The sequence below is a fragment of the Pseudomonas californiensis genome (assembly GCF_021147775.1).
Taxonomy (GTDB): domain Bacteria; phylum Pseudomonadota; class Gammaproteobacteria; order Pseudomonadales; family Pseudomonadaceae; genus Aquipseudomonas; species Aquipseudomonas californiensis.
This window is the reverse complement of the sequence record NZ_JAGTPK010000008.1, coordinates 178,003-204,480: the sequence shown is the minus strand read 5'-3', so window position 1 is coordinate 204,480 and position 26,478 is coordinate 178,003. Positions and strand designations below refer to the sequence as shown.

At 59.0% G+C, this 26,478-nt stretch carries 20 protein-coding genes and 1 pseudogene; 10 read left to right on the top strand and 11 right to left on the bottom strand.

Features of this window, described 5'->3' with window-relative positions:
- Nucleotides 1-35: 35 nt before the first annotated feature.
- A complete protein-coding gene (locus tag KDX37_RS10460; protein WP_231652620.1) occupies nt 36-464 on the bottom strand; it encodes an HPF/RaiA family ribosome-associated protein in 429 nt (142 codons plus the stop codon).
- A 249-nt stretch (nt 465-713) separates the two neighbouring features.
- Here KDX37_RS10460 and KDX37_RS10455 point away from each other — a divergent pair, with 249 nt between their 5' ends.
- A complete protein-coding gene (locus KDX37_RS10455) occupies nt 714-3,218 on the top strand; it encodes a TonB-dependent siderophore receptor (protein ID WP_231652619.1) in 2,505 nt (834 codons plus the stop codon).
- A gap of 75 nt (nt 3,219-3,293) precedes the next feature.
- Here the strand turns inward: KDX37_RS10455 and fecA are convergent, their stop codons facing one another.
- From fecA to KDX37_RS10440, 3 genes are all read right to left on the bottom strand, one after another.
- Complete coding sequence (gene fecA, locus KDX37_RS10450) at nt 3,294-5,642, bottom strand: TonB-dependent Fe(3+) dicitrate receptor FecA (protein WP_231652618.1); 2,349 nt, start codon at nt 5,640-5,642, stop codon at nt 3,294-3,296.
- Nucleotides 5,643-5,777: 135 nt separating this feature from the next.
- Complete coding sequence (locus tag KDX37_RS10445; protein ID WP_231652617.1) at nt 5,778-6,755, bottom strand: FecR domain-containing protein; 978 nt, start codon at nt 6,753-6,755, stop codon at nt 5,778-5,780.
- A complete protein-coding gene (locus KDX37_RS10440) occupies nt 6,752-7,255 on the bottom strand; it encodes a sigma-70 family RNA polymerase sigma factor (RefSeq protein WP_231652645.1) in 504 nt (167 codons plus the stop codon). Before KDX37_RS10440 ends, KDX37_RS10445 begins: the two co-directional genes overlap by 4 nt.
- Before the next feature lie 202 nt (nt 7,256-7,457).
- On the opposite strand from KDX37_RS10440, the gene KDX37_RS10435 reads away from it, so the two are divergent.
- The 3 genes from KDX37_RS10435 to KDX37_RS10425 are packed head-to-tail and all read left to right on the top strand — an operon-like array spanning nt 7,458 to nt 9,717.
- A complete protein-coding gene (locus tag KDX37_RS10435; RefSeq protein ID WP_231652616.1) occupies nt 7,458-7,814 on the top strand; it encodes a DUF3649 domain-containing protein in 357 nt (118 codons plus the stop codon).
- A 20-nt stretch (nt 7,815-7,834) separates the two neighbouring features.
- Nucleotides 7,835-9,385, top strand: a complete 1,551-nt coding sequence (locus KDX37_RS10430) for a PepSY-associated TM helix domain-containing protein (protein ID WP_231652644.1) — start codon at nt 7,835-7,837, stop codon at nt 9,383-9,385.
- Complete coding sequence (locus KDX37_RS10425; protein WP_231652615.1) at nt 9,385-9,717, top strand: DUF3325 domain-containing protein; 333 nt, start codon at nt 9,385-9,387, stop codon at nt 9,715-9,717. Before KDX37_RS10430 ends, KDX37_RS10425 begins: the two co-directional genes overlap by 1 nt.
- On the opposite strand, the gene KDX37_RS10420 is transcribed toward KDX37_RS10425, so the two are convergent.
- Nucleotides 9,702-10,592 (bottom strand): AraC family transcriptional regulator, encoded by an 891-nt coding sequence (locus KDX37_RS10420; RefSeq protein ID WP_231652614.1) that lies wholly within the window; start codon nt 10,590-10,592, stop codon nt 9,702-9,704. The two genes, KDX37_RS10425 and KDX37_RS10420, sit on opposite strands and share 16 nt — an antisense overlap.
- Nucleotides 10,593-10,728: 136 nt before the next feature.
- Here KDX37_RS10420 and KDX37_RS10415 point away from each other — a divergent pair, with 136 nt between their 5' ends.
- A complete protein-coding gene (locus KDX37_RS10415) occupies nt 10,729-11,628 on the top strand; it encodes a DMT family transporter (RefSeq protein WP_231652613.1) in 900 nt (299 codons plus the stop codon).
- A 70-nt stretch (nt 11,629-11,698) separates the two neighbouring features.
- Here KDX37_RS10415 and KDX37_RS10410 read toward each other — a convergent pair whose 3' ends face one another.
- Nucleotides 11,699-12,673, bottom strand: coding sequence for a 2-hydroxyacid dehydrogenase (locus KDX37_RS10410; RefSeq protein WP_231652612.1), 975 nt, complete (start codon nt 12,671-12,673; stop codon nt 11,699-11,701).
- 87 nt (nt 12,674-12,760) lie between these two features.
- On the bottom strand, nt 12,761-13,708 hold the full coding sequence (locus tag KDX37_RS10405) for a LysR family transcriptional regulator (protein WP_231652611.1): 948 nt from the start codon (nt 13,706-13,708) through the stop codon (nt 12,761-12,763).
- A 186-nt stretch (nt 13,709-13,894) separates the two neighbouring features.
- Here KDX37_RS10405 and KDX37_RS10400 point away from each other — a divergent pair, with 186 nt between their 5' ends.
- The 4 genes from KDX37_RS10400 to KDX37_RS10385 are packed head-to-tail and all read left to right on the top strand — an operon-like array spanning nt 13,895 to nt 18,710.
- Nucleotides 13,895-15,397, top strand: coding sequence for an efflux transporter outer membrane subunit (locus KDX37_RS10400; RefSeq protein WP_231652610.1), 1,503 nt, complete (start codon nt 13,895-13,897; stop codon nt 15,395-15,397).
- Entirely contained in the window at nt 15,394-17,634 is a 2,241-nt protein-coding gene (locus KDX37_RS10395) for an FUSC family protein (protein WP_231652609.1), read from the top strand. Before KDX37_RS10400 ends, KDX37_RS10395 begins: the two co-directional genes overlap by 4 nt.
- A complete protein-coding gene (locus KDX37_RS10390; RefSeq protein ID WP_231652608.1) occupies nt 17,624-17,824 on the top strand; it encodes a DUF1656 domain-containing protein in 201 nt (66 codons plus the stop codon). The genes KDX37_RS10395 and KDX37_RS10390 overlap by 11 nt, the downstream gene beginning before the upstream one ends.
- A gap of 22 nt (nt 17,825-17,846) precedes the next feature.
- Nucleotides 17,847-18,710, top strand: a complete 864-nt coding sequence (locus tag KDX37_RS10385; RefSeq protein ID WP_231652607.1) for an efflux RND transporter periplasmic adaptor subunit — start codon at nt 17,847-17,849, stop codon at nt 18,708-18,710.
- A 36-nt stretch (nt 18,711-18,746) separates the two neighbouring features.
- On the opposite strand, the gene KDX37_RS10380 is transcribed toward KDX37_RS10385, so the two are convergent.
- From KDX37_RS10380 to KDX37_RS10370, 3 genes and pseudogenes are all read right to left on the bottom strand, one after another.
- A complete protein-coding gene (locus KDX37_RS10380) occupies nt 18,747-19,565 on the bottom strand; it encodes an SDR family oxidoreductase (RefSeq protein ID WP_231652606.1) in 819 nt (272 codons plus the stop codon).
- Between the two features lie 17 nt (nt 19,566-19,582).
- Nucleotides 19,583-20,047 (bottom strand): annotated as a pseudogene (locus tag KDX37_RS10375) (multidrug transporter).
- A 146-nt stretch (nt 20,048-20,193) separates the two neighbouring features.
- Nucleotides 20,194-21,882, bottom strand: coding sequence for a hypothetical protein (locus KDX37_RS10370; protein ID WP_231652605.1), 1,689 nt, complete (start codon nt 21,880-21,882; stop codon nt 20,194-20,196).
- A gap of 186 nt (nt 21,883-22,068) precedes the next feature.
- Between KDX37_RS10370 and KDX37_RS10365 the strand changes: the two genes are divergently transcribed.
- Nucleotides 22,069-24,849: an RHS repeat-associated core domain-containing protein gene (locus KDX37_RS10365; RefSeq protein WP_231652604.1), complete on the top strand. Its 2,781-nt coding sequence runs from the start codon at nt 22,069-22,071 to the stop codon at nt 24,847-24,849.
- Between the two features lie 111 nt (nt 24,850-24,960).
- Here KDX37_RS10365 and KDX37_RS10360 read toward each other — a convergent pair whose 3' ends face one another.
- On the bottom strand, nt 24,961-26,412 hold the full coding sequence (locus tag KDX37_RS10360; protein WP_231652603.1) for a mannose-1-phosphate guanylyltransferase/mannose-6-phosphate isomerase: 1,452 nt from the start codon (nt 26,410-26,412) through the stop codon (nt 24,961-24,963).
- Nucleotides 26,413-26,478: the final 66 nt, after the last annotated feature.

Below are 26,478 nucleotides of genomic sequence, written 5' to 3'. Positions count from 1 at the left end.
TCAAACGGCTGTAGAAACTTTTGAAAAGTCCGGCATCACACCAGACGAGCGGCTTCTTTCTCCTGCTCTTTTTCCAGAAACTCTTCTTCGAGCAACGCATCAGGGCTGACCGAATCTTCATCCTCCTCGACGATGATCGGTGCTGCGCCACGTTTGCCGCGCAGCTTGCCAAACAGATGCTCAAGGGCATGGTCGAGTTTTACAGCCGCGCCATCCACAGCCTGATCTACCGTATCGGCCTTGTGGGAAACAGAAATGGGTTGGTGACCTTTTGGCCGGGCTTCCATCTGGCACTTGATGTCGTGCGGGCCGGGCTTGTCGCCGTTTTCATCGCGGATATGGACTTCCACGCGAGTCAGGTATTCATCGTAGTGTTCGAGCGTGCTTTCAACGGTGGTACGAACCCACTCCTCCAGTCGGATACTGCTTTCGATGTGATTATCGCTATTGACCTGGATTTGCATAGTTAATCCTTATTAGGGCTTGCTCGTGTGAGGCTGGAATGTGCGCTTCCGGTTGGAATGCGGTTTCGCTTGCGCTCATTCACAGTGTTGGCGTCATTGGTCCAACAATTCAACCCCAATATGGAAGAAATATTTCGCGGTAAAAAATATTGTGTGGATGTTTTGAATGTAAATCTATCTCATTCACTGTCTGTTTTTATGCGCCGTGCGTCATGGGTAAGGAAACCTCACTTACACAAAGGATCTGTCATGTCCCGTCCCGCCAGTTCGTTGCCACCTGTGGCTCTTGCCGCCTTGATGGTGTGTGCGGCACTGCCCCTGCACGCTGCCGACCCGTCTTTGCCGGAGGGAAGTACCCAGGCGGCGCGAAGCTTTTCCATCCCGGCGGGCGATCTGAGCCAGGCACTGAACCAGTTTGCGGAGCAGGCCAGTCTGGTACTGGCCTTCGATCCGGCGCTGACCCGAGGCAAGCGCAGTGACGGCCTGCAAGGCCAGTACGGTACGGATGAGGGCATTGCCCGCCTGTTGGCCAGCAGTGGTTTGCGCGCTGTGGCGGTATCGAGCGGTCGCTATCGGATCGAGCCAGCGCCGGCTGCGGCCGACGGCTCGCTCGAATTGCAGGCCACGACCATTGACGGGGCCTACCGCGCTGAGACCGCCAGAGGGCCGGTGGACGGCTATGTTGCCACGCGCGGCCTGTCGGCGACCAAGACCGATACCGCACTGATTGAAACCCCGCAGTCGATTTCGGTGGTCACCAAGGACCAGATGCAGGCGCAGGGCGCTCAGAGCCTGACCCAGATTCTGCGTTACACCGCCGCCGTTGTGCCCGAAACACGCGGCTCGACTGCCTCGCGTCTGGACATGCTGACGGTGCGGGGCTTTTCTCCGGCGCTCTATCTGGACGGGCTACGCATGCCGGGCAGTCGGGATGCGGCGCCGCAAAAGGATTCGTTCGACCTGGAGCGCGTCGAAGTGCTTCGTGGTCCTGCGTCGGTGCTGTATGGCCAGGCCAGCCCCAGCGGTGTAGTGAACATGGTCAGCAAGCTGTCCACCGAGGTGCCGTTTCACGAAATCGGCGTGACTTACGGGACCTTCAATAAAAAACGCACCACCTTCGATTTTGGCGGCCCGGTGGATGATCAGGGCGTTTTCTCCTATCGTATTTCCGGTTTGTACGACGATGGCGATGGCCAGATCGAGCACACTGAAACCCGTCGCCAATCGTTGGCGTCCGCGTTCACCTGGCGCCCGAATGACGACACGTCGCTGACGCTGTTGGCCAACTATCAGCGTGACCCCAAAGGCGCGTCCTATGGATCGATCCCTGCGTTCGGCTCTTTGCTGGACAGCCCCACCGGACGCGACATCGACGTCGATTTTTACGACGGCGAGAAGGACTTCGAGAAGAGCGGTCGCAATTATCACGCGCTGGGTTACCTGTTCGAACATCACCTTGATGACACCTGGACCGTTCGCCAGAACGCTCGCTACATGCGCAGCGAAGGTTTGTATCGCAGCATCTACAACGGCAGCGGCGGGCTGGCGGCGGACTATCGCACCATCAGCCGTTACACCATCGCCACTGACGTGAATCTGGATTCCTACACGCTGGATAACCAGTTGCAGGGTAAATTCGATACTGGTCCTTTGCAGCACACGCTGCTGTTCGGAGCCGATTATCAGAACACCAGCACCGACACCAAATCCGCCAACGGCGCCGGGCCTTCGCTGGACCTGTTCGACCCGGTATACGGCGCCAGCGTGGCGGTCCCGGCGTACACCAACCAGTCGACGCAGCGTAACCAGCAGAAAGGGGTGTACCTGCAAGAGCAGATGAAGTGGGACAAGTGGGTGTTGTTGATGGGCGGCCGCTACGATTGGGCTGATACCGCCAACAGTGCACGCAATCTGCAACGTGGGACGAAGACTCGAACCTCTCAGGATTCGGAAGCGTTCACCGGACGCTTCGGTCTGGTGTATCTGTTCGATAACGGTCTTGCGCCGTATATCAGTTATGCCGAGTCGTTCGAGCCACAATCCGGAACCGGTTTTGGCGGGTCGTTTTTCGAGCCGACCGAGGGCAAGCAATACGAACTGGGCATCAAGTATCAACCGCCAGGCAGCAACAGTTTCATCACCGCAGCGATCTTCGACTTGCGCCGCAGCAACGTACTGACACTGGACCCTGACGCCAGCCATCTGTGCAACGGGGTGCGCTGCAACGTGCAGACCGGTGAGGTGCAATCGCGTGGCTTCGAGCTGGAGGGCAAGGCAAGTCTGAACGACAACCTGGATATCACCGCGGCCTACGCGTACCTGGATAACCGTGTCACCAAGTCCAACAGTACGGTCAGCATGATGCCGGGAGTGGCGGGCGTGCCCAATGGTCCGAACATACCGGCCGAAGGCACGACCTCGGTTGCAGTGCCACGCCATACTGCCTCGGCCTGGGTGGATTACACCTTTCGTGAAGGGCGACTGGAGGGCGTAGGTGTAGGCGGCGGTGCGCGGTACATCGGCTCGTCGTGGGGTGACGAAGCCAATACCCTGAAGGTGCCGGGTTACACACTGTTTGATGCGGCGGTGCACTACGACATCCCCAACATTAACAGCACGATGGACAATCTGCGTCTGGCGCTTAATGTGACCAACCTGGCCAACAAGGAATACGTCGCGTCGTGCTACTACTACACATGGTGCTGGTATGGCTCACAGCGCACCGTGCAAGCCAGCGCAACGTATCGTTGGTAAATATTCCGGCCCACGTTCCAGGCGCTTCGAACGTGGGCGGGGCAGTTAAAGAACGGTGGGTCTGACGGTCAGCGATCAGAACGCAACCGAGGTCTGCACGTACACGGTGCGCGGCTCGCCGACGTACTTGCCGCGGTTGTTGTCATCGAACGAGCGTGTGTAGTACTGGCGGTTGAGAATGTTCTTCATGCCGACGGCAACGTTCAGGTCCGAGAGTTTCGGGCCGAAATCATAGCCTGCACGGGTGCTGAACAGCATGTAACCAGGGATCCGGCCAGTGCTGCCGTCAGCACTTTCGGCCGAGGTGTTGGCGTTGTCGGAGAACTGATTGCTCTGGAATGAGCTGTCCAGATTCAGCTTCCACGGGCCGTCGGTGTAACTGACGCCCATGGTGCCTTTATGCCTGGACGAGAAGGGCACGCGGTTGCCCTTGTTCGGGCCGTCTTCACGAATGGTTGCGTCGACAAAGGCGTAACTGGCGTAAACGTCGACGCCTGCCAGCGCTGGCACCAGCCCTTCAAGCGCGTAGTTGACGCTGGTTTCGATGCCTTGATGGCGTGTCTCCCCCCGCGCAATCACCGTATCGTTGGTCTGGTTGCTGTCGTACTGGTTGTCGAAGTTGATCAGGAACGCCCCGATTTCGGCGCGCAGGTTGCCGTTGTCGTACCGCGTACCCAGCTCCCAGGTCCGCGCCTTCTCGGGTTTGACTTCGCCGCCGGTGACGCGGTTGGGCATCTGGCTGTACTGCACGCTGCCGAACGAGCCTTCGGTGTTGGCGTACAAGTTCCAGGTGTCGGTCAGGTGGTAGAGCACATTCAGCGCAGGCAACGCGGTGTTGTAGTCGCCCTGGTATTTGACGTTAGTCAGGTTGTTGTTCTGGGCGGTGTCGATCATCTCGTAGCGGATGCCGGGGGTGATGGTCCACTTGCCGATGTCGATGCGGTCATCGATGTAAAACGCATGGGCCTCGGTCGAGCCACGGGTATCACGGTCGTTGCGGCTGGCGGTGGTCGGCAGTTCGCCGGTCACCGGCTCGCGATAGCGCAGCTCATGGCCGGCTTCGTTGACGTAACGGTAGCCGACGCCCACTTCATGCCAGGTTTCACCCAATGCGAAACCTTGCGAGAAACGGCTCTCCAGGCCACGCACCCAGTATTCGCGAGGCGACAGCGAAACGAAGCTGCCTTGATCCAGATAGCCACTGCGCAAAGTCTTGGTGAAGAACGTGTTGGCGGTGAAGACGCGTGCATCCTGCTCGTAGCGATAGCCGAAGTTGAACATCGTACGGCGGCCCCAGAACTTGTCCTTGAGACGCGTCGACTGGTAAGGGTCGGCATCGTAGTCCGCAACGCTGAGGCCGCCCGGCATCTGTGCTTCACCGTCGTAATACTGCGCCATGGCGTTGAGGCTGTTGGCCTCGTCGATCTGGTATTTGCCCTTGAGAATCAGGTCGTCGATCTGGGTGTCGCTGTGCTCGCGCCAGTCGCCGCCGCGCACGCCGGAGTACAGAATGGCGCCGCCCAGGCCGTTGTCGGCGGTGCCGCCGGCCAACAGGTTGCCGGTGGTCTTGAAGCCGTCGTGGCTGGACGAAGGGCTGGTCTCGGTCTGGATACCGCCCTTGAGCGTCGGCGCATCAGGGATTGCACGGGTCACGAAGTTGACGATGCCGCCCACGTTCTGCGGGCCGTAACGCACTGCACCGCCACCACGAACCACGTCCACGGCATCCATGTTGCCCATGCTGATGGGCGCGAATGATAATTGTGGCTGGCCGTAAGGCGCGAAGGGCACCGGGATGCCGTCCATCAAGACTGTCGAGCGCGAGGCCAGACGTGGGTTGAGGCCACGAATGCCGAAGTTCAGCGCCATGTCATGGCTGCCAGTGCCGTTGTTATCGGGTGCATTGACGCCGGGGATTCGATTAAGCACCTCACGCGCCGAAGTGGCCCCCACACGCTCGAATTCTTCGCGACGGATCACGTCTCGTGCGCCAGGGTGCTCGAACACGTTGGTCTGTTGCGCTTCGCCCAGCCAGTCGCCTACCACGGTGGAGGCGCCCAGCTCGATAGGTGCGCCCGGCACACTCGCCGATTGCAGCGTAAAACCGTTATTGCCGTCGGCCATGGCCTGCAGGCCTGTGCCTTCGAGCAAGGCGTTCAAGCCTTGCTCGGGTGTGTACTGACCTTCCAGCCCCCGGCTTTTAAGGCCGCTGGTGATTTGCGAGCCGTAGGAGATCAGCACGCCCGACTCGCGACCAAACTGACTCAGCGCCGTTTCGAGTTCGGTCGGGGCGATGTGATAGACCTTGGGCGCCGGATCGGCCGCCTGAGCCATCGACAGACTGCCGATCGAGAGGCTGGCGCCAAAAATGACATGGCGCAGCGTGCGCACCAGCGGTGAAAGTTGGGTAGGGCGGGCTGACATGCAGGAGTCCTTTGACCGAAGGGTTGAGAAGTGCTTTCCCTGTCTGTCACGCGAAGGTCGGAAAACGGCTCACTGATTTACAAATAATTTTTTGAGAGTGGCGAGGCGGGGTGTCTCAGTGCGGCAGATTTGTTGTCAGGCACGTGCCTGCACGTTGATCCAATAACGGGTGAAGCGCTGCACGTGCACAGGCAGGGCGACTTCGAGCATGTCGAGAATGCGTTCGCTGTCTGCCAGCGGGTAGCTGCCGGAAATCAGCAGGTTGGCAACCTTGGCATCGCAACTCAAACGCCCGCGGCGATAGCGACCCAACTCATTCAGAAAGTCGGAGAGCTTCATGCGCGAGGCCACCAGCATCCCGTCGGCCCATGCGCCATTGCTGGCGTCCACCGAGCGCACGGTGTCCCATCCCTCGTTGCTGAAAGTCACTTGTTGCCGGGCCTGTAGCATCAGCCCTGTTCCTGGCCTGTTGCCGGGATCAATCTCGATGGCGCCCGCAAACACCGCCAGTTGTGTGCGCCCGTCAAGCTGACGAACGTTGAACCGGCTGCTGGCGGTCGACGCCCTGACCATGCCTTGAGCGGTCAGCAGGTTCAGTGGGCGGTCGTCCGCCGAGGCGGTCATCAGTATTTCGCCCTGCAGCAGGGTGATGAGCCGCTGCTGTGTGTCGAAGCGCACATCGACGGCACTCGCAGTGTTCAACTGCACCTGGCTGCCATCACTCAGAGCCACCTTGCGGCGTTCACCCACACCACTGTTGTAATCGGCCAGCAACGGTTGGAGTGCGATCTGTTCGCGCAGGCTCCAGCCCGCAACGGAGCCTGCGCCCAGCAGCAACAAAAGTTTGAGCGCATGACGCCGGCCTGCTGACTTGGGCGCACCCATCGCGGCATGCGCCAGTGGCGATGACAACCCGCTCAGACGCTGGTTGACCCGCTGGATGTGCGCCCATGCCCGCTGGTGCTCGGCGTTACCGTTGAGCCACAACTGCCACGCGTGCTGGCGACGCGCATCCAGCGCGCCTTCCTGCATTTCCACCAGCCAGCCGACCGCTTGCTGCGCGACGGCAGGCGAGATATCGGATTTGTTCAGCGATTCACTGTTCAGGCTCATAAGGCGAAATAGCAGCGCAGCGCGGCCTTGTTGATGTGGCGCTTGACGGTGGCGATGGAAATGCTCAGTGCATCGGCAATTTCGCCATGGCTCATACCGTCGACCTGCGACATCAGGAAGGCCCGCTTGACCGCAGCAGGCAGGCCGTCGAGCAACTGATCCAGCTCGATCAATGTTTCAAGAATAATGGCGCGCTCTTCTTCAGAAGGGGCCATGCATTCCGGCAATTCCAGCAGCGCCTGATAATAGGCGCGCTCCAGATCCTGACGTCGATAGTGGTTGCACAGCACCCGTCGGGCGATGGTCGTCAGGAATGCCCTGGGCTCGACAATCTGTGGCGTTTCACGTGCGCCCAGCACTTTGATGAAGGTGTCCTGCGTCAGATCCGCAGCACTGTGCGGGCAGCCAAGCCTGCGCCGCAACCAGCCGGTCAGCCAAGCGTTATGCGCCCGGAACAGGCCGTCAACGGTGTGATTGAGAGAGGAGTGGGCGGTGGGTATCACGGAGAACAATCCACGAGGATTCATTGATGGCGTGGATTCTGGCAGACTCTTTTGCGTATGAGAATATTTATCATTAATATTGCGCTTCATTTGTCCGACAACGGGCAAATCATCGTTCAATGCTGGTCATGACCGCGACGTCTGTCTCGCATTCGTGAATCGGCCCTACCGTTTTCATGGATCGAGTGAAGGCTCTCTGATGGATGGCTCTACTGCAAGCAGCCCAATGGCCCAAAAGCGCATTCCCAAAGCCCGTAATAATGCCCGGAACAAAGGCGTCACGGGTGCCTATCGACTGGCCGTGACGTCCCGTGCCCTGGCCGCGATTTTCGCCGGTTATCTATTGGCATCCGTCGCCAGTATCTGTCTTGCGCAGTGGTTGCCAATGCCTCGTGCCGAGGCCGTGGTGCTCAGTATGATGCTGTCGTTCCTGGTTTATCTGGCTGCGATCATCTGGTGTTTCGCGTGCCGTAGCGCGCTACAGGCCTGGGTTGGCGTTCTGGCGCCCTGCGCGCTGCTCGGCGCCGCTTATGCCTTGGCTCGGTGGCTGTCATGAAAGAGGGATTTCGTCAGGCGATGGCCTGGTTGCACACCTGGATCGGCTTACTGTTTGGCTGGCTGCTGTTCGCGATCTTCCTGACCGGCACGCTTTCCTACTTCAAAGACGAAATCACCCAGTGGATGCAGCCGGAAATACCGGTGCGTACGCTTGATGCCAGCCAGAACGTGCAACTGGCGCAGACGTACCTGCAAACTTATGCGGCAGGTGCGTCGCGCTGGGTTATCACTCTGCCCGACCAGCGCAATCCGGGCCTTTCGGTTGGCTGGTTACCGGAAGGCAAGGCCGGGCAGCGCAATAATTTCGTGCGCAGGCTGCTCGATCCGCAAACCGGCAACGAGGTACAGGCGCGCGACACGCGTGGCGGCGACTTCTTCTATCGCTTCCATTACCAGTTGCAGATGCCTTATCCGTGGGGACGCTGGCTGGCGACCATCGCTGCAATGGTGATGTTTGTCACGCTGATCACCGGCATCATCATTCACAAGAAGATCTTCAAGGAGTTCTTCACTTTTCGCCCGCGCAAGGGCCAGCGTTCATGGCTCGACGGGCACAACGCGCTGGGTGTGCTGGTGCTGCCTTTCCACTTGATGATCACCTACAGCAGCCTGGTGATCTTCATGTCGATGGTGATGCCGGCGAGCATTCTGACCGCCTACGGCAACATGCAGGCGTTCTACAGCGAAGTGTTCCCCGGCCCCGGTGGCGTCAAGGCCGCAGGCCAGCCAGCGCCGCTTGTTGCGCTGGCGCCACTGGTCAGGTCCGCAACCGAACGTTGGGACGGCAATCATGTGGCTCGGGTGATCGTCAATAACCCCGGCGATGCAACGGCGACCGTTCTGCTCACTCGCGACGATAAGGGCAGTATTGTGCTTGATCGGGGCGAAGCGCTAACGTTCAAGGGCGTTACGGGCGAGTTGCAGAGTGAGGCACCGGAGCGGGCGATGACGCTGCAGGTTTCCGGTGCAATTTACGGTTTGCATGTGGGGCATTTTGCCGAGCCGTTGCTGCGCTGGCTGTACTTCATTTTTGGTATTGCCGGCACCGCCATGATCGGCACCGGTCTGGTGATGTGGCTGGGCAAGCGTCAGGTCAAACACGTGAAATCTGGCGTGCTGCCTCTGGAACTGCGACTGGTGGAGGTGCTGAACATCGCCAGCATGTCCGGGCTGATGATCGCCGTGGCTGGTTTCTTCTGGGCCAATCGGCTGCTGCCAACCGCGTTCGCCGGACGTGCCGACTGGGAAGTCAGCGTGTTCTTCACGCTCTGGGGCGTTTCCCTGTTGCACGCAGCGGTGCGTGGCGGGCAACGTGCGTGGCGCGAACAACTGTGGCTGGGCGCACTATTGTTTGCAGGGTTGCCAGTGCTGGACCTGCTGACCAGCAGCGGTTATGTGTTGGGCGCATTGAGGGCGGGGAGCTGGGTGTTGGCTGCTTTTGACCTGACGGCGTTGGCGACGGGCCTGTTTCTTGGCTGGGCCGCGATGAAGTTCAAGCCTGACTCCGCTCGCACGGCGGTGGTTACGGACGGCTTGCCCATGCCGGTCAACACAGGGGAGGCCAACTGATGCTGCTGGCTGCCTTGCTGTGCTACGTGGGGTTTACGGCGCTGTGCCTGTCGATGCCGCGCCATTATGGCGAGCTGCTCAGACGCAGTCTGGCCAGGCCGCGCGGGCTGTGGCTCAGGCTGATGGGCTGGAGTTCTCTGATGCTGTCTTGTTGGGGAGCGGTTGACGCGGACGGTTGGGCCATCGGGTTGGTCCAGTGGTTTGCCGTATTGATGGGCAGTGCCGTGCTGCTGGTTGCGTTGATGCCGTTCAGGCCGCGTTGGGTGCTGACGCTGGCAGGTTGTGGCGCCTTAATCAGCCCGCTGGCGGCCCTGAATCAGTTGCTGACGTGAGTGTTGGCCAGCGCCAGCCGGTACTCGCCGGGTGTCGCACCCATGGCCTGACGAAATCGATTGCTGAAATGGCTGGCGCTGGCAAAACCGCACGTCAGCGCGATGTCACCCAGCGCTTTGCCTGTATTGCGCAGTAGCTGGCGCGCCAGTTCAAGACGTCGCGCCAACAGGTATTGATGCGGCGGCAAGCCAAAGCTTTCACGGAACATCCGTGCAAAGTGGTATTCGGACAGTGCGCACAGACTCGCCAGTTGGCCCAGGCTCAAGGGATCCGCCAAGTGCGTTTCGACGAAGTCCACCAATTGCCGACGCAGATGTGGCGCCAGTCCGCCCTTCAGCCGCAGTCCATCGCGCATCCCTACCTGACTGAGCAAGGCATGGCTGATCATTTCGTGCGCCAGACTGCTGGTCAGCAGACGCTCGCCGGGTTCCGCCCAGTTCATACGGATCAGTTGCTGGAAGCGGCTGGCTTGAGCGGGATCTTCGAGAAACGTGTTATCGCGCAGCTGCATCTCGCGCGGTTCGCGGTCCAGCAGGGTGACGCAGCCCAGTGCAAATTGCTCGGGGCTGAAATACAGATGTGCCAGGCGAATCTCGCCATTCACCACCCAGGCTGACTCATGCCCGGCGGGTAATATGCACAGCTTGCCGGGCGAACCCTTCTGATCCGGTCTGCCGCGACGGAACGTGCCCGTGCCATCTTCGATGTAGCACGACAGGGTGTGGTGAGTCGGGCCGTGATATTCCTGCGAGTCATGCCGGTTGTTCCACAACGCGGCCATCAAACCGTCGCCCAGCGTTGCGCTCTGCTCCAGACGGGCATGGGGCGAGCTGTACAGGGCCTCAAAGACCTGGATGGTGTTGGTGGATGACATGGCAATTCCTCTAGGCTTCGTATCCTACCCGCGACAGACTCGCCTGCCAGCACTTGCTCGATCAAATGCGCAAGATTATGCAAACGGTCCGGCATCGCGGAGCAGCAGACTGATGGCTCATTGAGGAGCCTGCGGTATGAATATCTCGCTTTATCTGCTGACCGTCCTGATCTGGGGCACCACCTGGATTGCCTTGAAGCTTCAGCTGGGCGAGGTCGCGATCCCGGTTTCGATCGTCTACCGTTTTGCGCTGGCCGCCCTGGTGCTGTTTGCACTGCTGCTGCTGACCAAGCGCCTGCAACCGGTCAATCGCCGTGGCCAACTGCTTTGCCTGGCGCAAGGCGTCTGTCTGTTCTGTGTCAACTTCATGTGTTTCTACACCGCCAGTCAATGGATCCCCAGCGGCCTGATCGCGGTGGTTTTTTCAACCTCCACCCTATGGAATGCGCTGAATGCCCGTGTGTTTTTCCGGCAGAAGATTGCCAGCAACGTCATCGCCGGCGGCGCACTGGGGTTGGTGGGGCTGGCTTGTCTGTTCTGGCCGGAGCTGTCCGGCCACGGTGCCAGCCACGAAACGCTGATAGGGTTGGGTCTGGCATTGCTGGGTACGCTGTGCTTCTCGGCGGGCAACATGCTGTCGAGCATGCAGCAGAAAGCCGGGCTGCGCCCATTGACCACCAATGCCTGGGGAATGTTTTACGGCGCGACCATTCTTGGCTTTTATTGCCTGCTCAGCGGCACGCCTTTCACGTTTGAATGGAACACTCGCTACATCGGCTCGTTGCTGTTTCTGGTGATTCCCGGCTCGGTCATCGCCTTCACGGCCTACCTGACACTGGTCGGCCGCATGGGACCGGAGCGTGCCGCGTACTGCACCGTGTTGTTCCCGATCGTTGCGCTGAACATATCCGCGTGGGTCGAAGGCTATCAGTGGACCGTTGCGGCCCTGCTGGGGCTGGTGTTGGTGATGGTGGGGAATGTGCTGGTGTTCAGAAAACCCGCCCCGGTCGTCGTTGCGACGGGCAAGCTGGCTTGAGGCAGTGGGTATTCACGCTTCTTCGCGAGCCTGGCAGTGCCTGGGCTCGCAAAGAGTCAGAACACCGGTATCAGCCTTTCCATACCTGCGGGTTGACCAGGTCCTGTGGGCGTTGGCCCAGCAGTGCGCTGCGCAGGTTGTTATAGGCGCGGTCGGCCATGGCCTGGCGGGTTTCGGTGGTGGCCGAGCCGATGTGGGGCAGGGTCACCGCGTTCTTGAGCTGGAACAGCGGCGATTCACTGAGCGGCTCTTTTTCATAAACGTCCAGACCCGCACCGCGAAGGGTGCCGTTCTGCAGGGCTTCGATCAGCGCTGGTTCGTCGACGATCGGGCCACGGGCGATGTTGATCAGGATAGCGTTAGGTTTCATCAGGCCCAGCTCGCGACGACCGATCAGGTGTTTGGTCTTTTCGCTGAGCGGCACCACCAGGCAGACGAAATCTGCTTCGGCCAGCAATTGATCCAGGCTGCGAAATTGCGCGCCCAGCTCCTGTTCGAGTTCGGTCTTGCGGCTGTTGCCGGTGTACAGGATTGGCATGTTGAAACCCAGGCGACCACGGCGCGCGATGGCAGCACCAATGTTGCCCATGCCGACGATGCCCAGCGTCTTGCCATGCACATCGGTGCCGAACTGCGGCGCTTCGATGCTGCGGGTCCACTGTCCGGCCTTGGTAAAGGCATCCAGCTCGGCGACCCGGCGTGCGCTGCTCATGATCAGTGAGAAACCCAAGTCGGCGGTGCTTTCGGTCAGCACGTCCGGGGTGTTGGTCAACAGGATGCCGCGCTCGCTCAGGTAGCCGACGTCGTAGTTGTCATAGCCCACTGAAATGCTGGACACCACCTCCAGCTTTGCCGCGTTGGCCAGCTGTTCGCGACCCAGTTTGCGGCCAGCGCCGATCAAGCCATGGGAATCGGGCAGGGCTTCTTCAAATTGAGCATTGATGTCGCCCTGTTTGGGATCGGGCACGATCACAGTGAAGTCTTGCGACAGGCGCTCGGCCATTGCAGGGGAAACACGGCTGAAGGCGAGTACAGTTTTTTTCATTGGACAGTCACTCTTGAGCGGTTGAATGAGTAGCACGCTAACATTCCTGCCCGCCCTTTGGCAGCCGCTTTTTGCAGTTGTACGATGTCAGGACATCGCCTTGAGTGCCTGCACGTGCAAATCCGCTTCGTCGGCTGCGAGTATTTCTGGCAACGAGCCACGCAGATACTCGACCCAGGTCTTGATCTTGGCATCCAGGTACTGACGCGATGGGTAGATCGCGTACAGGTTGAGTTCCTGCGAGCGGTACTCGGACAGCACGCGCACCAGCGTCCCGTTACGCAAGCCGTCGATGGCGGAGTAGATCGGCAGAATACCGATCCCCATGCCGCTGGAAATCGCGGTTTTCATGGCGTCTGCGGAATTGACCAGCAACGGCGAACTGTTGATGGTGACCATTTCCTGGCCATCCGGGCCGTCGAACAACCATTTTTCCAGCGGAAAAACCGGGCTCACCAGACGCAGGCAGGCATGGTTCAGCAGGTCGGCCGGCTTGTGCGCCATGCCAAACGTTTTGATGTAGTCCGGCGAGGCACAGACGATGCTGTAAGTGATGCCCAGGCGTTGCGACACGAAGCCCGAATCCGGCAGTTCGCTGGCCAGCACGATCGACACGTCGTAGCCGTCCTCCAGCAAATCCGGCACGCGGTTGGTCATGGTCAGGTCAAACGACACGTCCGGATGACTGCGACGGTAGCGGGCGATGGCGTCGATCACATAGTGCTGACCGACACCGGGCATCGAATGCATCTTCAGTTGTCCGGCGGGCCGGGCGTGGGCATCGCTGGCCTCTGATTCCGCTTCTTCGACCGAGGCCAGAATCTGTTCACAGCGCAGCAGGTAGCGTTTGCCCGCTTCGGTCAGTGCGATGCGGCGCGTGGTGCGGTTGAGCAGACGCGTCTGCAGGTGCGCCTCCAGATTGGAGACGGCACGCGATACGTTGGCCGTGGTGGTGTCCAGCAAGGCGGCTGCGGCGGTGAAGCTGCCAGCTTGCGCCACGCAACTGAAGGCACGCATGTTTTGCAGGGTGTCCATGGATATGTCTCACAGTAGATCGGCAAATTGTGACATGAAGTAACGGATGTAGGACATCCATACCAAAGGATTATCGCCGTTTCGGTAACAAAGATTCACATAACTCCCCGCTTATCGCTGCACGAGACGCCGCCTAGAATCGCCGCCATTGAAGAGCGTTTCACTTCCGGTCGGGAATTCGCAGCTGTGCCGCGTCGTATCATCCAGGGGTTACAGCCCCTCAGTATTCTGATTCTGTCACTCGTTCTCGGCGGTTGCATCGGCACAGCTGGAATCAAACCCCAGAGCAGCGCTTTGTCCCCTGATGACCTGACGACCGATCAGGCCATTCAGAACGCAGCCCATGAGGCGCAATGGCCGGCGGCTGAATGGTGGCGTGCCTACGGCGATGCGCAACTCGATCACTGGATCGAATTGGCGACCCTGGGCAGTCCGGGTCTGGCCATCGCTGCGGCCCGTGTGCGAGAGGCGCAGTCGATGGCGGGGTTTGCCGAGTCTGGCGAGTCACTGCAGGTTCAAGGCACGGCCAGTCTGGATCGACACGGCTGGCCCAGCGATCAGTTTTACGGCCCAGGGGCATTGGCGGATAGTCGCACCTGGGACAACAATGCCTCGCTGGGTCTGAGCTATCCGCTGGACCTGTGGGGGCGAGAGCGCAATGCCAGCGAGCGGGCGCTTGACCTGGCGCACATGAGCGCCGCCGAGCAGCGTCAGGCACAGCTCGAATTGCAGGAAAACGTCGTTCGCGCCTACATCCGGTTTTCGCTGAATTTCGCCCGGCTGGATATCGCCAGGGCCATGCTGGTTCAGCAGCAACAGATGCTTGATCTTGCCCAGCGTCGCTTGCGCGGGGGGATCGGCACGCACTTCGAAGTCAGTCAGGCCGAGGCATCGCTGCCAGAAGCGCATCGGCAAATCGATGCACTTGAAGAAGCCATCGCGCTGAGCCGTAATCAGCTGGCGGCGTTGGCGGGCAAAGGTCCAGGTGACGGTGCTGCCTTGCAGCGGCCTGTATTGTCGCTGCATGTCGAACCGGGGTTGCCTTCGGCATTGCCTGCGCAATTGCTGGGGCAACGGCCGGATGTGGTTGCCAGTCGTTGGCAGGTTGCGGCGCAGGCGCGGGGTGTTGAAGTCGCACACGCGGGCTTCTATCCCAACGTCGACCTGCGCGCCAGTCTGGGCTACATGGCGACCGGTGGTGGCATGCTGGCGTTTTTGACGGGCAGCAAGTTCAGCTACAAGGCCGGTCCGGCCATCAGCTTGCCGATCTTCGATGGTGGGCACCTGCGGGCGGAACTGGGCAAGGCGTCGGCCGGTTACGACCTTGCTGTGGCGCACTACAACCAGACGCTGGTCATGGCTCTGAAAAAAATTTCCGACCAGTTGATTCGCCGGGCGTCGATGGCCAGACAGCAGATGTTTGCCGCCGAATCCGTTGCAGCGGCGCAGAAGACTTATGACATTGCACTGATCGCTTATCAACGCGGGCTGACGGATTACCTGAACGTGCTCAACGCACAAACACTGTTGTTTCGTCAGCAGCAGATTCAGCAACAGGTCGACGCTCAAAGGCTGGCCGTTCACGCAGAACTGGTGGTGGCGCTGGGCGGCGGGCTGTCAGCGGGCAATGATGCACCTGTCGAGGCTCGCACCCTGGCGCCGAAGACGCCTGCGGTGCTGGACCGATGATTGGTCAGGGTTCTCGGCCTCATAAACACCGCCCCGCGACGTTTGCGCTCGTGACCGCATCGTTTGAGCGGTTCATTGCCTTGCCCTGGCGTCGCGAGTTCAACGGTTGGGCGCGCAGCGACGGGGTGACGTGGATCTACATCTTCAAGGTGCTGATCGCGGCGTTTCTGACCTATTGGCTCGCCCTGCGTCTGGAGTTGCCACAGCCACGCACCGCGATGATCACGGTATTTATCGTCATGCAGCCGCAGAGCGGTCAGGTGTTCGCCAAAAGTTTCTATCGCTTGCTGGGCACGCTGGCGGGGTCAGCGATGATGGTGCTGTTGATGGCGTTGTTCGCGCAGAACTCGGTGCCTTTTCTGGGTTGCCTGGCGCTGTGGGTCGGGCTCTGCGCGGCGGGCGCGGCACGTTATCGCAACTTTCGGGCCTACGGTTTCGTGCTGGCAGGCTACACCGCGGCGATGGTCGGCCTGCCTGCACTGGCTCACCCGGAAGGTTCGTTCATGGCGGCGGTCTGGCGGGTACTGGAAATTACTCTGGGCATTCTGTGTTCCACCGCAGTGACTGCCGCCATCCTGCCGCAAAGCTCCAGCGCTGCCATGCGCAACGCGCTGTATCAACGTTTCGGCGTGTTTGCCCGCTTCGTTGTCGACGGTTTGCGCGGCAGTCACACGCAGACTGCTTTTGAAACCGGCAACGTACGCTTCGTTGCAGAAGCCATTGGCCTTGAGGGGATGCGCAGCGTCACAGTGTTCGAAGACCCGCACATGCGACGACGCAATGGTCGTTTGAACCGCATGAACAGCGAGTTCATGACGATTACCACGCGCTTCAACGCCTTGCATCAATTACTCGACAGGCTGCGCCGGGAGCACGCAACCACGGTGCTGCAGCATGTTGAGCCGGGTCTTGAACAGCTCGCCGGTTTGCTTGAAGCATTTGCCGATATTGCCCTGACCACGGGTGACGCGACGCTGTTGATCAGCGAGCTTGAATGTTACAAAACTCGATTTCCCGAAGCGGTCAGGCTTTATCGCTTGGCGCTTGAGCAGACTGGCCCCGATGATGCTGAACGGCTGGATTTTCACACCGCGTTCGAGCTGCTGTATCGCCTGGTCGACGACATGCTCAACTACGCCCGGACCCACGCATCGCTGGCAGACCACAACCATGTCCGTGAGCAGTGGGACCCTGGGTTCGAGTCGCGGACCCACTGGATGACAGCGCTGGCCGCAGGCGCTCGTGCTGCCTGCGTCGTGGCCCTGATGAGCGCTTACTGGGTGCTGACCGCCTGGCCCAGTGGCGCGTTCATGACCCTGGCCTCGGCAGCGACGGTCGCGCTGTCCTCGACAACCGACAACCCGACACGCCTGTCCTTTCGGATGGCCTGCGGCACGCTGCTGGGTGCGGTCCTGGGGTTTGTCGAAACCTTCTTTCTGTTCCCGTACATCGACGGTTTCCCCCTGCTGTGCGTGCTGCTGGCGCCGGTCTTCATGTTCGGCGCCTTTCTCGGCTCACGCCCGCAATGGTCTGGCTACGGGCTGGGCCTGCTGATTTTCTTCAGCATCGGCTCGGTGCCGGATAACCTCACGCTGTATGACCCCTATACCTTTATCAACGACTACATCGCGATGATCATTGGCATGCTGTTTTGCGCAGCGGCGGGCGCAGTCATCCTGCCGCCCAACAGCCGCTGGATGTGGCAGCGCCTTGAGCAGGCTTTGCGTCAGCAAGTGGTGTTTGCAATCAGTGCGCCGTTGAACCGGCTGGGTTCACGTTTCGAAAGCCAGACCCGCGACCTTATGCATCAGGCATACGGCCTGGCTGTCGCCAAACCGCTGGTGCAGCGCGAGCTGTTGCGCTGGATGTTTGTGGTGCTCGAAACAGGTCACGCGATCATCGAACTGCGTCACGAGCAGGCCATGCTGCCGGTGCACCCCAGCTACGCGGCCTACCAACCCTGGCGCATCGCGTTACGTGTGATGGGCCGCGCGCTGGTTCGCCTGTTTATCCAGCCCGACGTTTACAACCTGCAACGCTGCCTGTTGGCGGTGGATCACGCGATCAACCGTGCACAGGAGGCCGATGAGCCCTTCGCGTCGCACTTTGATACCTCTGTGTTGCGCCGGGTCAGAAGCTACCTGCACTTCATCCGCACCTCATTACTGGACCCGCAATCGCCTTTGCTGGCCTATGGCCGGGACCCAGGGCCTTCAGGAATTACCCATGCCGCGTGAAATCGCTTTCCACGGTCTTTACATGCCGACGCTGACCCTGGTGTTTGTGGTTGCCACTGCGCTGGCCTGGGCTCTGGATCGCACCTTGGCCGGGTTCGACCTGTACCGCCATTTCTGGCATCCGGCGCTGCTGCGTCTGAGTCTGTTCGTCTGCATTTTCGGCGCGCTGGCGCTGCCTCTTTATCGTTGAAGTCTGGTTCGAGAACCTCTGGATGAAAAAGCTTTTCAGTCTGATCGCTACGCTGTTGGTTCTGGCCATTGCCCTGTGGATCGGTCGTACCTTGTGGGTTCATTACATGGACACGCCTTGGACCCGTGACGGGCGGGTTCGCGCCGACATCATCAATGTGGCTGCTGATGTGTCCGGCACGGTGGTTGCCGTGCCGGTGCATGACAACCAGCGGGTGAAACAGGGCGATCTGTTGATGCAGATTGATCCTGAGCATTACGTCATTGCCGTCAAACAGGCGCAGGCGCTGCTGGCCTCGCGCAAGGCTACCTGGGAAATGCGCAAACTGAACGCCAGACGCCGTGCCGACATGGACGAGCAGGTGATTTCAGCGGAAAACCGTGACGACGCAAGCACCATTGCTTCTTCCGCGCTGGCCGATTATCAACTGGCGCAGGCGCAACTCGAGGCTGCCGAACTTGACCTGTCACGCACCCGCGTGCTCGCCGCCGTGGATGGTTATGTCACCAACCTGAACGTGCACCGTGGTGACTACGCACGTCTGGGGGAGGCTAAAATGGCCGTCGTCGACATGAATTCGTTCTGGGTGTATGGCTTCTTCGAAGAAACCAAGTTGCCCCATCTGAGCATCGGTGACCCTGCCGATATGCAACTGATGAGCGGCCAGGTCCTCAAGGGACACGTTGAAAGTATCGCCCGCGGCATTTATGACCGGGACAATCCTGAAAGCCGGGAATTGATCGCCGACGTCAATCCGACGTTCAACTGGGTGCGCCTGGCGCAACGAGTTCCGGTGCGCATTCATCTGGACCAGGTGCCGGAGGACGTTTTGCTGGCCGCCGGCATGACCTGCACGGTAATCGTCAACCCGCTGACCAGGGGTTGAAGAGGACTGTGTGCGGCCCGCAGGGATGTCTGATTCTTATAACGCGGTATTCAGCCCGAAGCGCTTGCGCAAGCCGTTCTCAAGCAGCCCCTTGGGCAACAACCAGGCCATCATCGGAAGAATCCGCGAGCCGTTGCCCAGGCGCAGCAGGCGGGGAGGGTTGGCTTGCTGGACGGCCTTGAGCAAGTCGCCCGCGAAGTCGGTGGCGGAGGTCGGGTTGTCCTGAGATGCCTTGGCGCGGGCACGAATGCTTTCGCGGATCGGCCACCAGAGCGATTGCTCGCTGATCAACTGTTCGGCTTCGTGACTGGCGTTTTTTGCAAAACTGGTCGCGATAGCACCCGGCTGCACCTCCATGACCTGCACACCAAAGGGTGCCAGCTCCAGACGAAGCGCATCACTCAGCGCATGCACAGCGGCTTTCGATGCGCAGTAAGCCCCGGCAAACGGTGTGACCAGCACCCCCGACACGCTGCCAATATTCACCACCAGGCCTTTGTTGCGTCGCAGCGCCGGAAACAACGCCCGGGTGACGCCAACGATTGAAAACACATTGGTTTCAAACTGCCGCTGCAAAGCTTCGACGCCGCCATCCAGCAGCGGACCCATGGCGCCGTACCCCGCGTTGTTGATCAATACATCCAGCCCGCTGTGCTCAAGCCCGGCGGCCAGTTGTTCCAGCGCCATGGCGTCGTTGACATCCAGTTGCACGGCGATGAACCCGGCTGCGCTGAGTGTTGCAACGTCATCTGCCTTGCGGGCGGTGGCCCACACTTCGTAGCCGGTGGCCTTGAACGCGTCGGCCAGCGCACGGCCGATCCCGCTGGAACAGCCTGTAATGAGAGCAATGGGCATGTAGGAGTCCTTGTGAGTCAGTCCGAGAAACTGCCTTGAAGATGTTCTGCACGAAACTCCAGCGTTTGCGGACGATAACCCGCTCTCAACGCAGGCAGCGGCACACAGTCCTGCCATTGGGCATTCGCCTGTAAATCGCCGGGGCCGCGGTAGCGCGCGGAGGTCTAGGTATTGTCTGCCAGATTGACGGTATCGCCAGGCGCGTAGGCTGCAATACGCCAGCGTAGCGCTTGCAGCGACACCTTGTTGGTGTTGGTGATCATTATGTGCAAAGGACGGTCAGCGGGGCAGGTCTGCGCAGCGTAGCTGAGGCGTATGTCCAACTGTTCGAGTTGGCGTGTTTCACGACTGTCCTGCCAGATCACGACGGCGGCCACGATGCCAAGACCCAAAGCGGCAGCCAGTGATACGGGCAGTGCCTTGGCCGGATAACGCAGCAGCAGAATCAGCCAGGTCAGGATAAGCACCGCACCGATGAGCATGAGTCGCACCTCGTTAAGACAGAAGTCGACATCCTACAGAAAGCCGGGTGAGGTGTGCGAATGCGCCGTTGGTCTGTGCCGCAGGCGCTGTGCTTGCTTTCATCAGGACACATGCCAGTGGTTGCACGCGTCGATGCCCATCCCTTTCAACATTCGTCTCGATGATTGCGGGGTTTGAACAGCCAGCGCTTGACCGCAGTCAGGAGACCGCTCCAACTCCACCGCCTGTTACGTGAGCCTGGAGTTTTTGCTGGTTTCTCAAGCTGCTCCCACAACCCTGTGTCCGCATGGAACATGAAAGCCCCCCGAAAACCAGTGGGGATGCTGACATCAGTCTTGTGCTGCAGATTGTTCCCACTGAGCGTCGACGTGTAGCCCGCACTCGACGTTATGCCGATGATGCTCCAGGCGGGGGCCTGCAGAGGAAGTTGCAGGTTCTTGTTCCAGTGACCATCTTCAAGGATGTAACGACTGAACTTGTCGCGTGACAGTGGGACGGGAATGTTGGGTTGATTGTTTTCAGCCAGGTAGCGGGGGCCTAGCAGCTGCCAGGTGATTCCAGGATCGGGGTGCGGCGCGAAATTAAGGATGTCTCCCATGCGAAGTGTTATCGATGCGGCGGGAAAGTCGGAGCGGGCCATTATCAACTCGGTGGAATACTGCGCTTGAGTGACGATCTGGAGTGAACCTTCAGCGGGTGCAGACAGTGGCAGATGTAATGTCTTTGTCCAGTGGGCGTTTGCCATGTAGGCGATCAAGGCCCGATAGCCGCTCGTCAGTGTGTGTTCAGTTGATTGGGGAATAGTATAGCTGTAATAACCTTTTATTCTTTCCGCCTTGTCATCATTGGCAACGATGCAACAATCTACAAGACGTTGGCGCAAGGACCAATCCGTGTTGATGATAAAAAAGTCTTGTATATAGGCTTGGTCATGGTATGGATAAAACCAGTCCATGACCTTGTCAGAGAAGTCATCGGGTGTGTACAGAGGGAATTTATTATATTTTGCACATTGAGCTGCCCTCAGCTCGTCGTAGGGCTTGGTTTCGTGTGCCACCCCGTTCAAGAAGTCCTTTAGCTCATCTGTTGAAGGTGTGTCATGGCCGATCCACCGTTGATTGACCCCTGGCCAGAATAAAGGGTCTCGGTCATCATTGCGGTACGCGACCACGACGTTCAAACCATCGTAGTTCCATATCTGCTGAAGGGTCAAATCGCTCATCCAGGGCGGAATCAAACTTGAACCGATACGTTTTTTGATGATGTCACGGAGTTCCAGGTGGGCTTCGTGCGTAAATTCCTGCAAATCATGAAAGTCGAGAATAACGACTTCTTTGGTCGCGCTGCCTTGGGCCGGTTTGTGACGATGAAACCTCAGGACTGTCTCAAGGAAGTCGACTTCAACGGTGCGGCCCGAGGCCGAGTCGTGAATAATTGAAAATCGTCTGGGATCTTTGTCTGGGTAGCCCCAATTAAATCTTACTCTAAGGTCCAGTACCCTGATACCTGTCATCAATTGTTCAAAAGGTGGGTGATCCTGACAGGTCTCAAGACTGTTGGTATACGGCGCTTTTTTGTCATATCCCGAGTTATGTGTTCCCGGCAATATTGAATCGGCAATCCGTAGATTCCGGCACCCCTTGTAATAGGACATCCAGGTGCCCCGATACTCGTTCCAGAAAGGAAGGCAGACGCCATTACCGTTACTACCTCCCCGACACGCTTCAAACACGGTATTTCCGCGATCGTCTTTTTCGATAGGCCCTCTATTAGGGGCTTCCGATTCTGGACCGAAAGGCAAATGGTCGCTGTCATGTATGTCGCTGTCTTTCATGATTCTTCTCCAGCGTCGGGAGGGAGCTTCAAAAAACCATGTATGAAAATTTATTGCGACTGACAGAGTTACTAGTCCTGAGAGGTATCCGATAGAACACCCGAAGTTGAGCCGCTGATCGCTATGTAAGGTCAGGCTGTTCTTTCGACCTACACTGTTTGATAGTTCAATGAAATTGATCAGGCCATGAACATGACTGCTGCCACGTTGCACAGACGCACCCCGGTGTTGTCAGAACTTGATCCCCGAGGGGCAGTGATCGCTTCAATTGGTCTGTGCCGAAGGTCAGTTATCGACCCACCTGAGAAGCGCATCAGCCGTTCGGCGTTTGATGCAGCGGGGCGGCTCGTTGCCAGCTGGGATCCTCGGCTATGGGCGGACGGTGCGCCTGCCAACCTGACGGCTGTTCATTCCCTCTCGGGTCAGGTGCTGGCAAGCGAAAGCACGGACTCAGGTTGGCGGATCATGCTGCCGGGTATGGGCGGGCAGATCTTGATGAGCTGGGACGGCCGAGACACCGTTCGGCGGGTTGAGTATGACAAGAAGCTCAGGCCCACTGCGGTGTTTGAAGATGAGTCTTGCGTGGAGCGGCTGCAGTATGGCACTTCAGTTTTATCCACTCACAACCAGTGCGGCCAAGTCATTCGCCACGATGATCCGGCTGGCACATGCTTGAATGCCGAGTTCGAAATCACCGGCAGTGTGCTGGAGCAAACCCGGCATTTTCTGCAAGGTATCGGCATCCCCGACTGGCCTGAAGCTGTAGGTCAGCGCTGCGCACTGTGCGAGCCTGGTGGTGGTGCAACGACAGGCTGGGGCTACAACGCGCTGGGGGAGGTGATCAAACAGACCGATGCAGTGGGCAACATCCAGGTTCTGGCACATACGGTCGCAGGCCAACTCAAAGAGGCACGTTTGCAGCTCAAGGGCGAAGCAGAGCGGACGCTTATCAGGGATATTCATTACGACGCACAGGGCCGAATCGAATCGGAAACCGCTGACAATAGCGTGGTCAGCACGGCGCGTTATTGCGGTGAGGACGGTCGCCTGCTTTCGTTGAAGTCGGCAAAGGGCAGTGATGAACCTCTGCAGAATCTGCTGTATGACTACGACCCGGTCGGCAACGTTATCCGCATCGAGGATCGCGCTCAGCCGGTTCGCTATTTCGCCAATCAGCGCATCGAAGCCGTTTCGACGTATCAGTACGACACGCTGTACCAACTGATCGAGGCCACGGGACGCGAAGCCGCAATGGGGTCTCGCGGGCCGGCTGCTCCCGGTTTCCAAAGCCCGCCCGACCCCTCGCAACTGAGCAATTACACACAGATTTATCACTACGACGCAGGCGGCAATCTGCGGCAGCTGGTCCATAGTGGTTCACAGTCGCATTCCCGGACACTGATGACCGCGGGCCATGGCAACCGCAGCTTGCCGGTGGTCGACGATCAGATTCCCGACGAACAGGACATCGCCGCTGCGTTCGATGCCAATGGCAATCTTCGTCAGTTGCGAGCCGGGCAGGCCCTTAGCTGGGACCGTCGCAATCAGCTTCAGCAGGTCAACCCGGTAGTACGCGAAGCCGGTATCGACGACAGCGAACGTTACGTTTACGACGCCAGCGGCCAGCGTCTGCGCAAGGTGCGAACCACGCAAGCCAGAGCTGTCACGCATACAGCAGAAGTCCGTTATTTGCCAGGACTTGAAATTCGCACCAACACAGCGACCGGCGAAACCCTGCACGTCATCATCGCGCAGGCTGGACGCAGCAGCGTGCGAGCACTGCACTGGCCGTCTGATGCCGTTAAAAAAGATCAGATCCGCTATACGCTTGCCGACCACCTGGGCTCCTGCACCATTGAGCTGGATGAGACGGCGCAACTGATCAGTCAGGAAAGTTATTACCCCTTCGGCGAAACGTCCTGGTGGGCGGGCAGGGATGCCATCGAGGCGAACTACAAAACCGCGCGTTATTCCGGCAAGGAGCGTGATGCCACGGGCTTGTATTACTACGGTCTGAGGTATTACGCGCCGTGGCTGCAGAGGTGGATCAATCCGGACCCAGCGGGGACTGTGGATGGGTTGAACCTGTTCTGCTTCGCCAAAAACAGGGTGTGCAGCGGAGTTGACCTACAAGGAACGGTCTATCAAGGAATGAACGACTCTTTTGAAAAAAACGCTACGAAGACTTATGCCATAAAGTATCGCGGTATCGAGGAGATGGAGCGCGCAGGAGAGCACGCCCTGGTATTTACGCTGGATATGGCTATCGAAGAAGGGCTGAGTGGGATGCGCAAAGCGGTGTCGCGCCTGGCGAGCGGCGACGTGACTGGGCTTGAGGCGTTTGTAGGTGCCGAAGCACTGGCCAAACAGGGCGAGTCGAACGTATTTGTGTCAGGTGTGATTGCGGGCTACACAAGCATCATCAGCGCACTGTCTCAATATCAGAGGGGAGGAGCGCGGCGAGATCAGCTCGTTTACCTGGAGGGCGATGCCTATGGCCCTCCGGTCAGCGAGTACGCATTTGTCTTTCCAGAAGATACCCACAAACGGATATTTTTTACCGCGGAGTTTCGGGCTAACTCACTGGTCGCAAAAATGTCGACATTGATTCATGAGCTCTCGCACCTCGAGCTGAATACCAATGATGATTTTTATTACCCAGCCTTTGACATGGACTACACGCTGTCTTCAGAGCAGGCGACTGGGTACCAACGAGCGGTGGTCAGAGAAGCGATACAACAAAACAGTGAGCTCAAGGCAACCTATCAATCCTGGAAACATCGCTTCAGTAAATTCGAGACATGGCTGACCCGGGTAGCTGATTTCTGGGGGACCTATATCGTGACGCAGATGCACGATGACAAGGCTGGAGAAATGCATGGGCTTTCAATCGACCGCTTCAATGTGCTCGCCAACCGTCCCAACAGCTCTTCATCCAACCGTTCTGTGCCCAGTCGCGCGAGCTGAAACACTTGAAACAGGGTTTCCCAGAACAAAAAACCCACCCCCCGCCTGCGGATGGGGATACGCAGGCAGGGGTTGGGTTTCAACTGTTACAGCGTGCCGTCAGGCTGATCGTTAACGCGCGATCGTCTGGGTTTTCACGCCTGCTTCCAGCGCGCCCGAGCGGCCGTAGACATCTTCGAAACGCTCGATGTCGTCTTCGCCCAGGTAGCTGCCCGATTGCACTTCAATGATCTCCAACGGGATCTTGCCTGGGTTTTTCAGGCGATGCACCGAGGCGATCGGGATGTAGGTGGACTGGTTTTCGGTGAGCAGGAATACGTTCTCGTCACAGGTCACCTGCGCTGTACCGGACACCACGATCCAGTGTTCGGCGCGGTGGTGGTGCATTTGCAGCGACAGGCAGGCGCCCGGCTTGACCGAGATGCGCTTGACCTGGAAACGACCGCCCATGTCGACCGAGTCGTAGGAGCCCCACGGACGGTAAACTTCGAGGTGGTTCTGGGTTTCGGTGCGACCCTGTTCGTTCAGGGTGTTGACCATCTGCTTGACGCCCTGGACCTTGTCCTTGTGGGCAATCATCATGGCGTCCTTGGTTTCGACGACCACAATGTTGTCCAGACCGATCACCGATACCAGCTTGCCGTTGCCGTGGATCATGCAGTTGCGGCTGTCCTGGATGACAACGTCGCCCTTGGTGACGTTGCCGTTGGCGTCCTTGGCATTCACTTCCCATAGCGAAGACCAGCAGCCGACATCGCTCCAGCCGGCCGACAATGGCACGACGCAAGCGCGTTGGGTTTTTTCCATCACCGCGTAGTCAATGGAATTGTCCGGGCAGCAGGCGAAAGTCGACGCGTCGATTTCGACGGTGTCGCCATCTTCTGTGCTGCGCTCAAGTGTCATCAGGCATGTGTCGTAGATATCAGGGTCGTGCTTTTTCAGCTCTTCCAGGAAGCGGCTGGCGCGGAACAGGAACATGCCGCTGTTCCAGTAGTAACCACCGGCTTCAACGAACTCCTTGGCGCGTTTTTCGTCAGGCTTCTCGACGAATTGCGACACGCGGCTCACGCCTTCCGGCAGTAATGCGTCGGCAGTGGATTTGATGTAGCCGTAGCCGGTTTCCGGCTTGTTGGCCGGGATGCCGAACAGCACCATCTCACCACGTTCAGCAGCCACGGTTGCCAGCGCCAGTGCGCGTTGCAGTGCTTTCTGATCGTCGATCACGTGGTCGGCAGGCAGGACCAGCATCAGGCCGTCATTGCCTTCGTTGACCAGTTTCATGGCGGTCAGGGCCACGGCCGGTGCGGTGTTGCGACCGAACGGCTCCATCAGGATGGCCTGGGTTTGCAGCTTCAGGGCAGCGAGTTGCTCGTTGACGATGAAGCGGTGTTCCTTGTTGCAGACAACAATCGGGTCCTGCATGCCATCGAACACCAGGCGCTCCAGCGTTTGCTGGAACAGCGTGTGGTCGCCGGTCAGTGCCAGGAACTGCTTGGGGAATTGTTTACGCGAAAGCGGCCAGAGTCGTGAACCGCTACCGCCTGACAAAATCACTGGAATCATCTTGTTTCTCCAAAGTATTCAATATGGGCTGTACGTGGTATCTGTCGTTTCTGTCTTGTTCTTGTT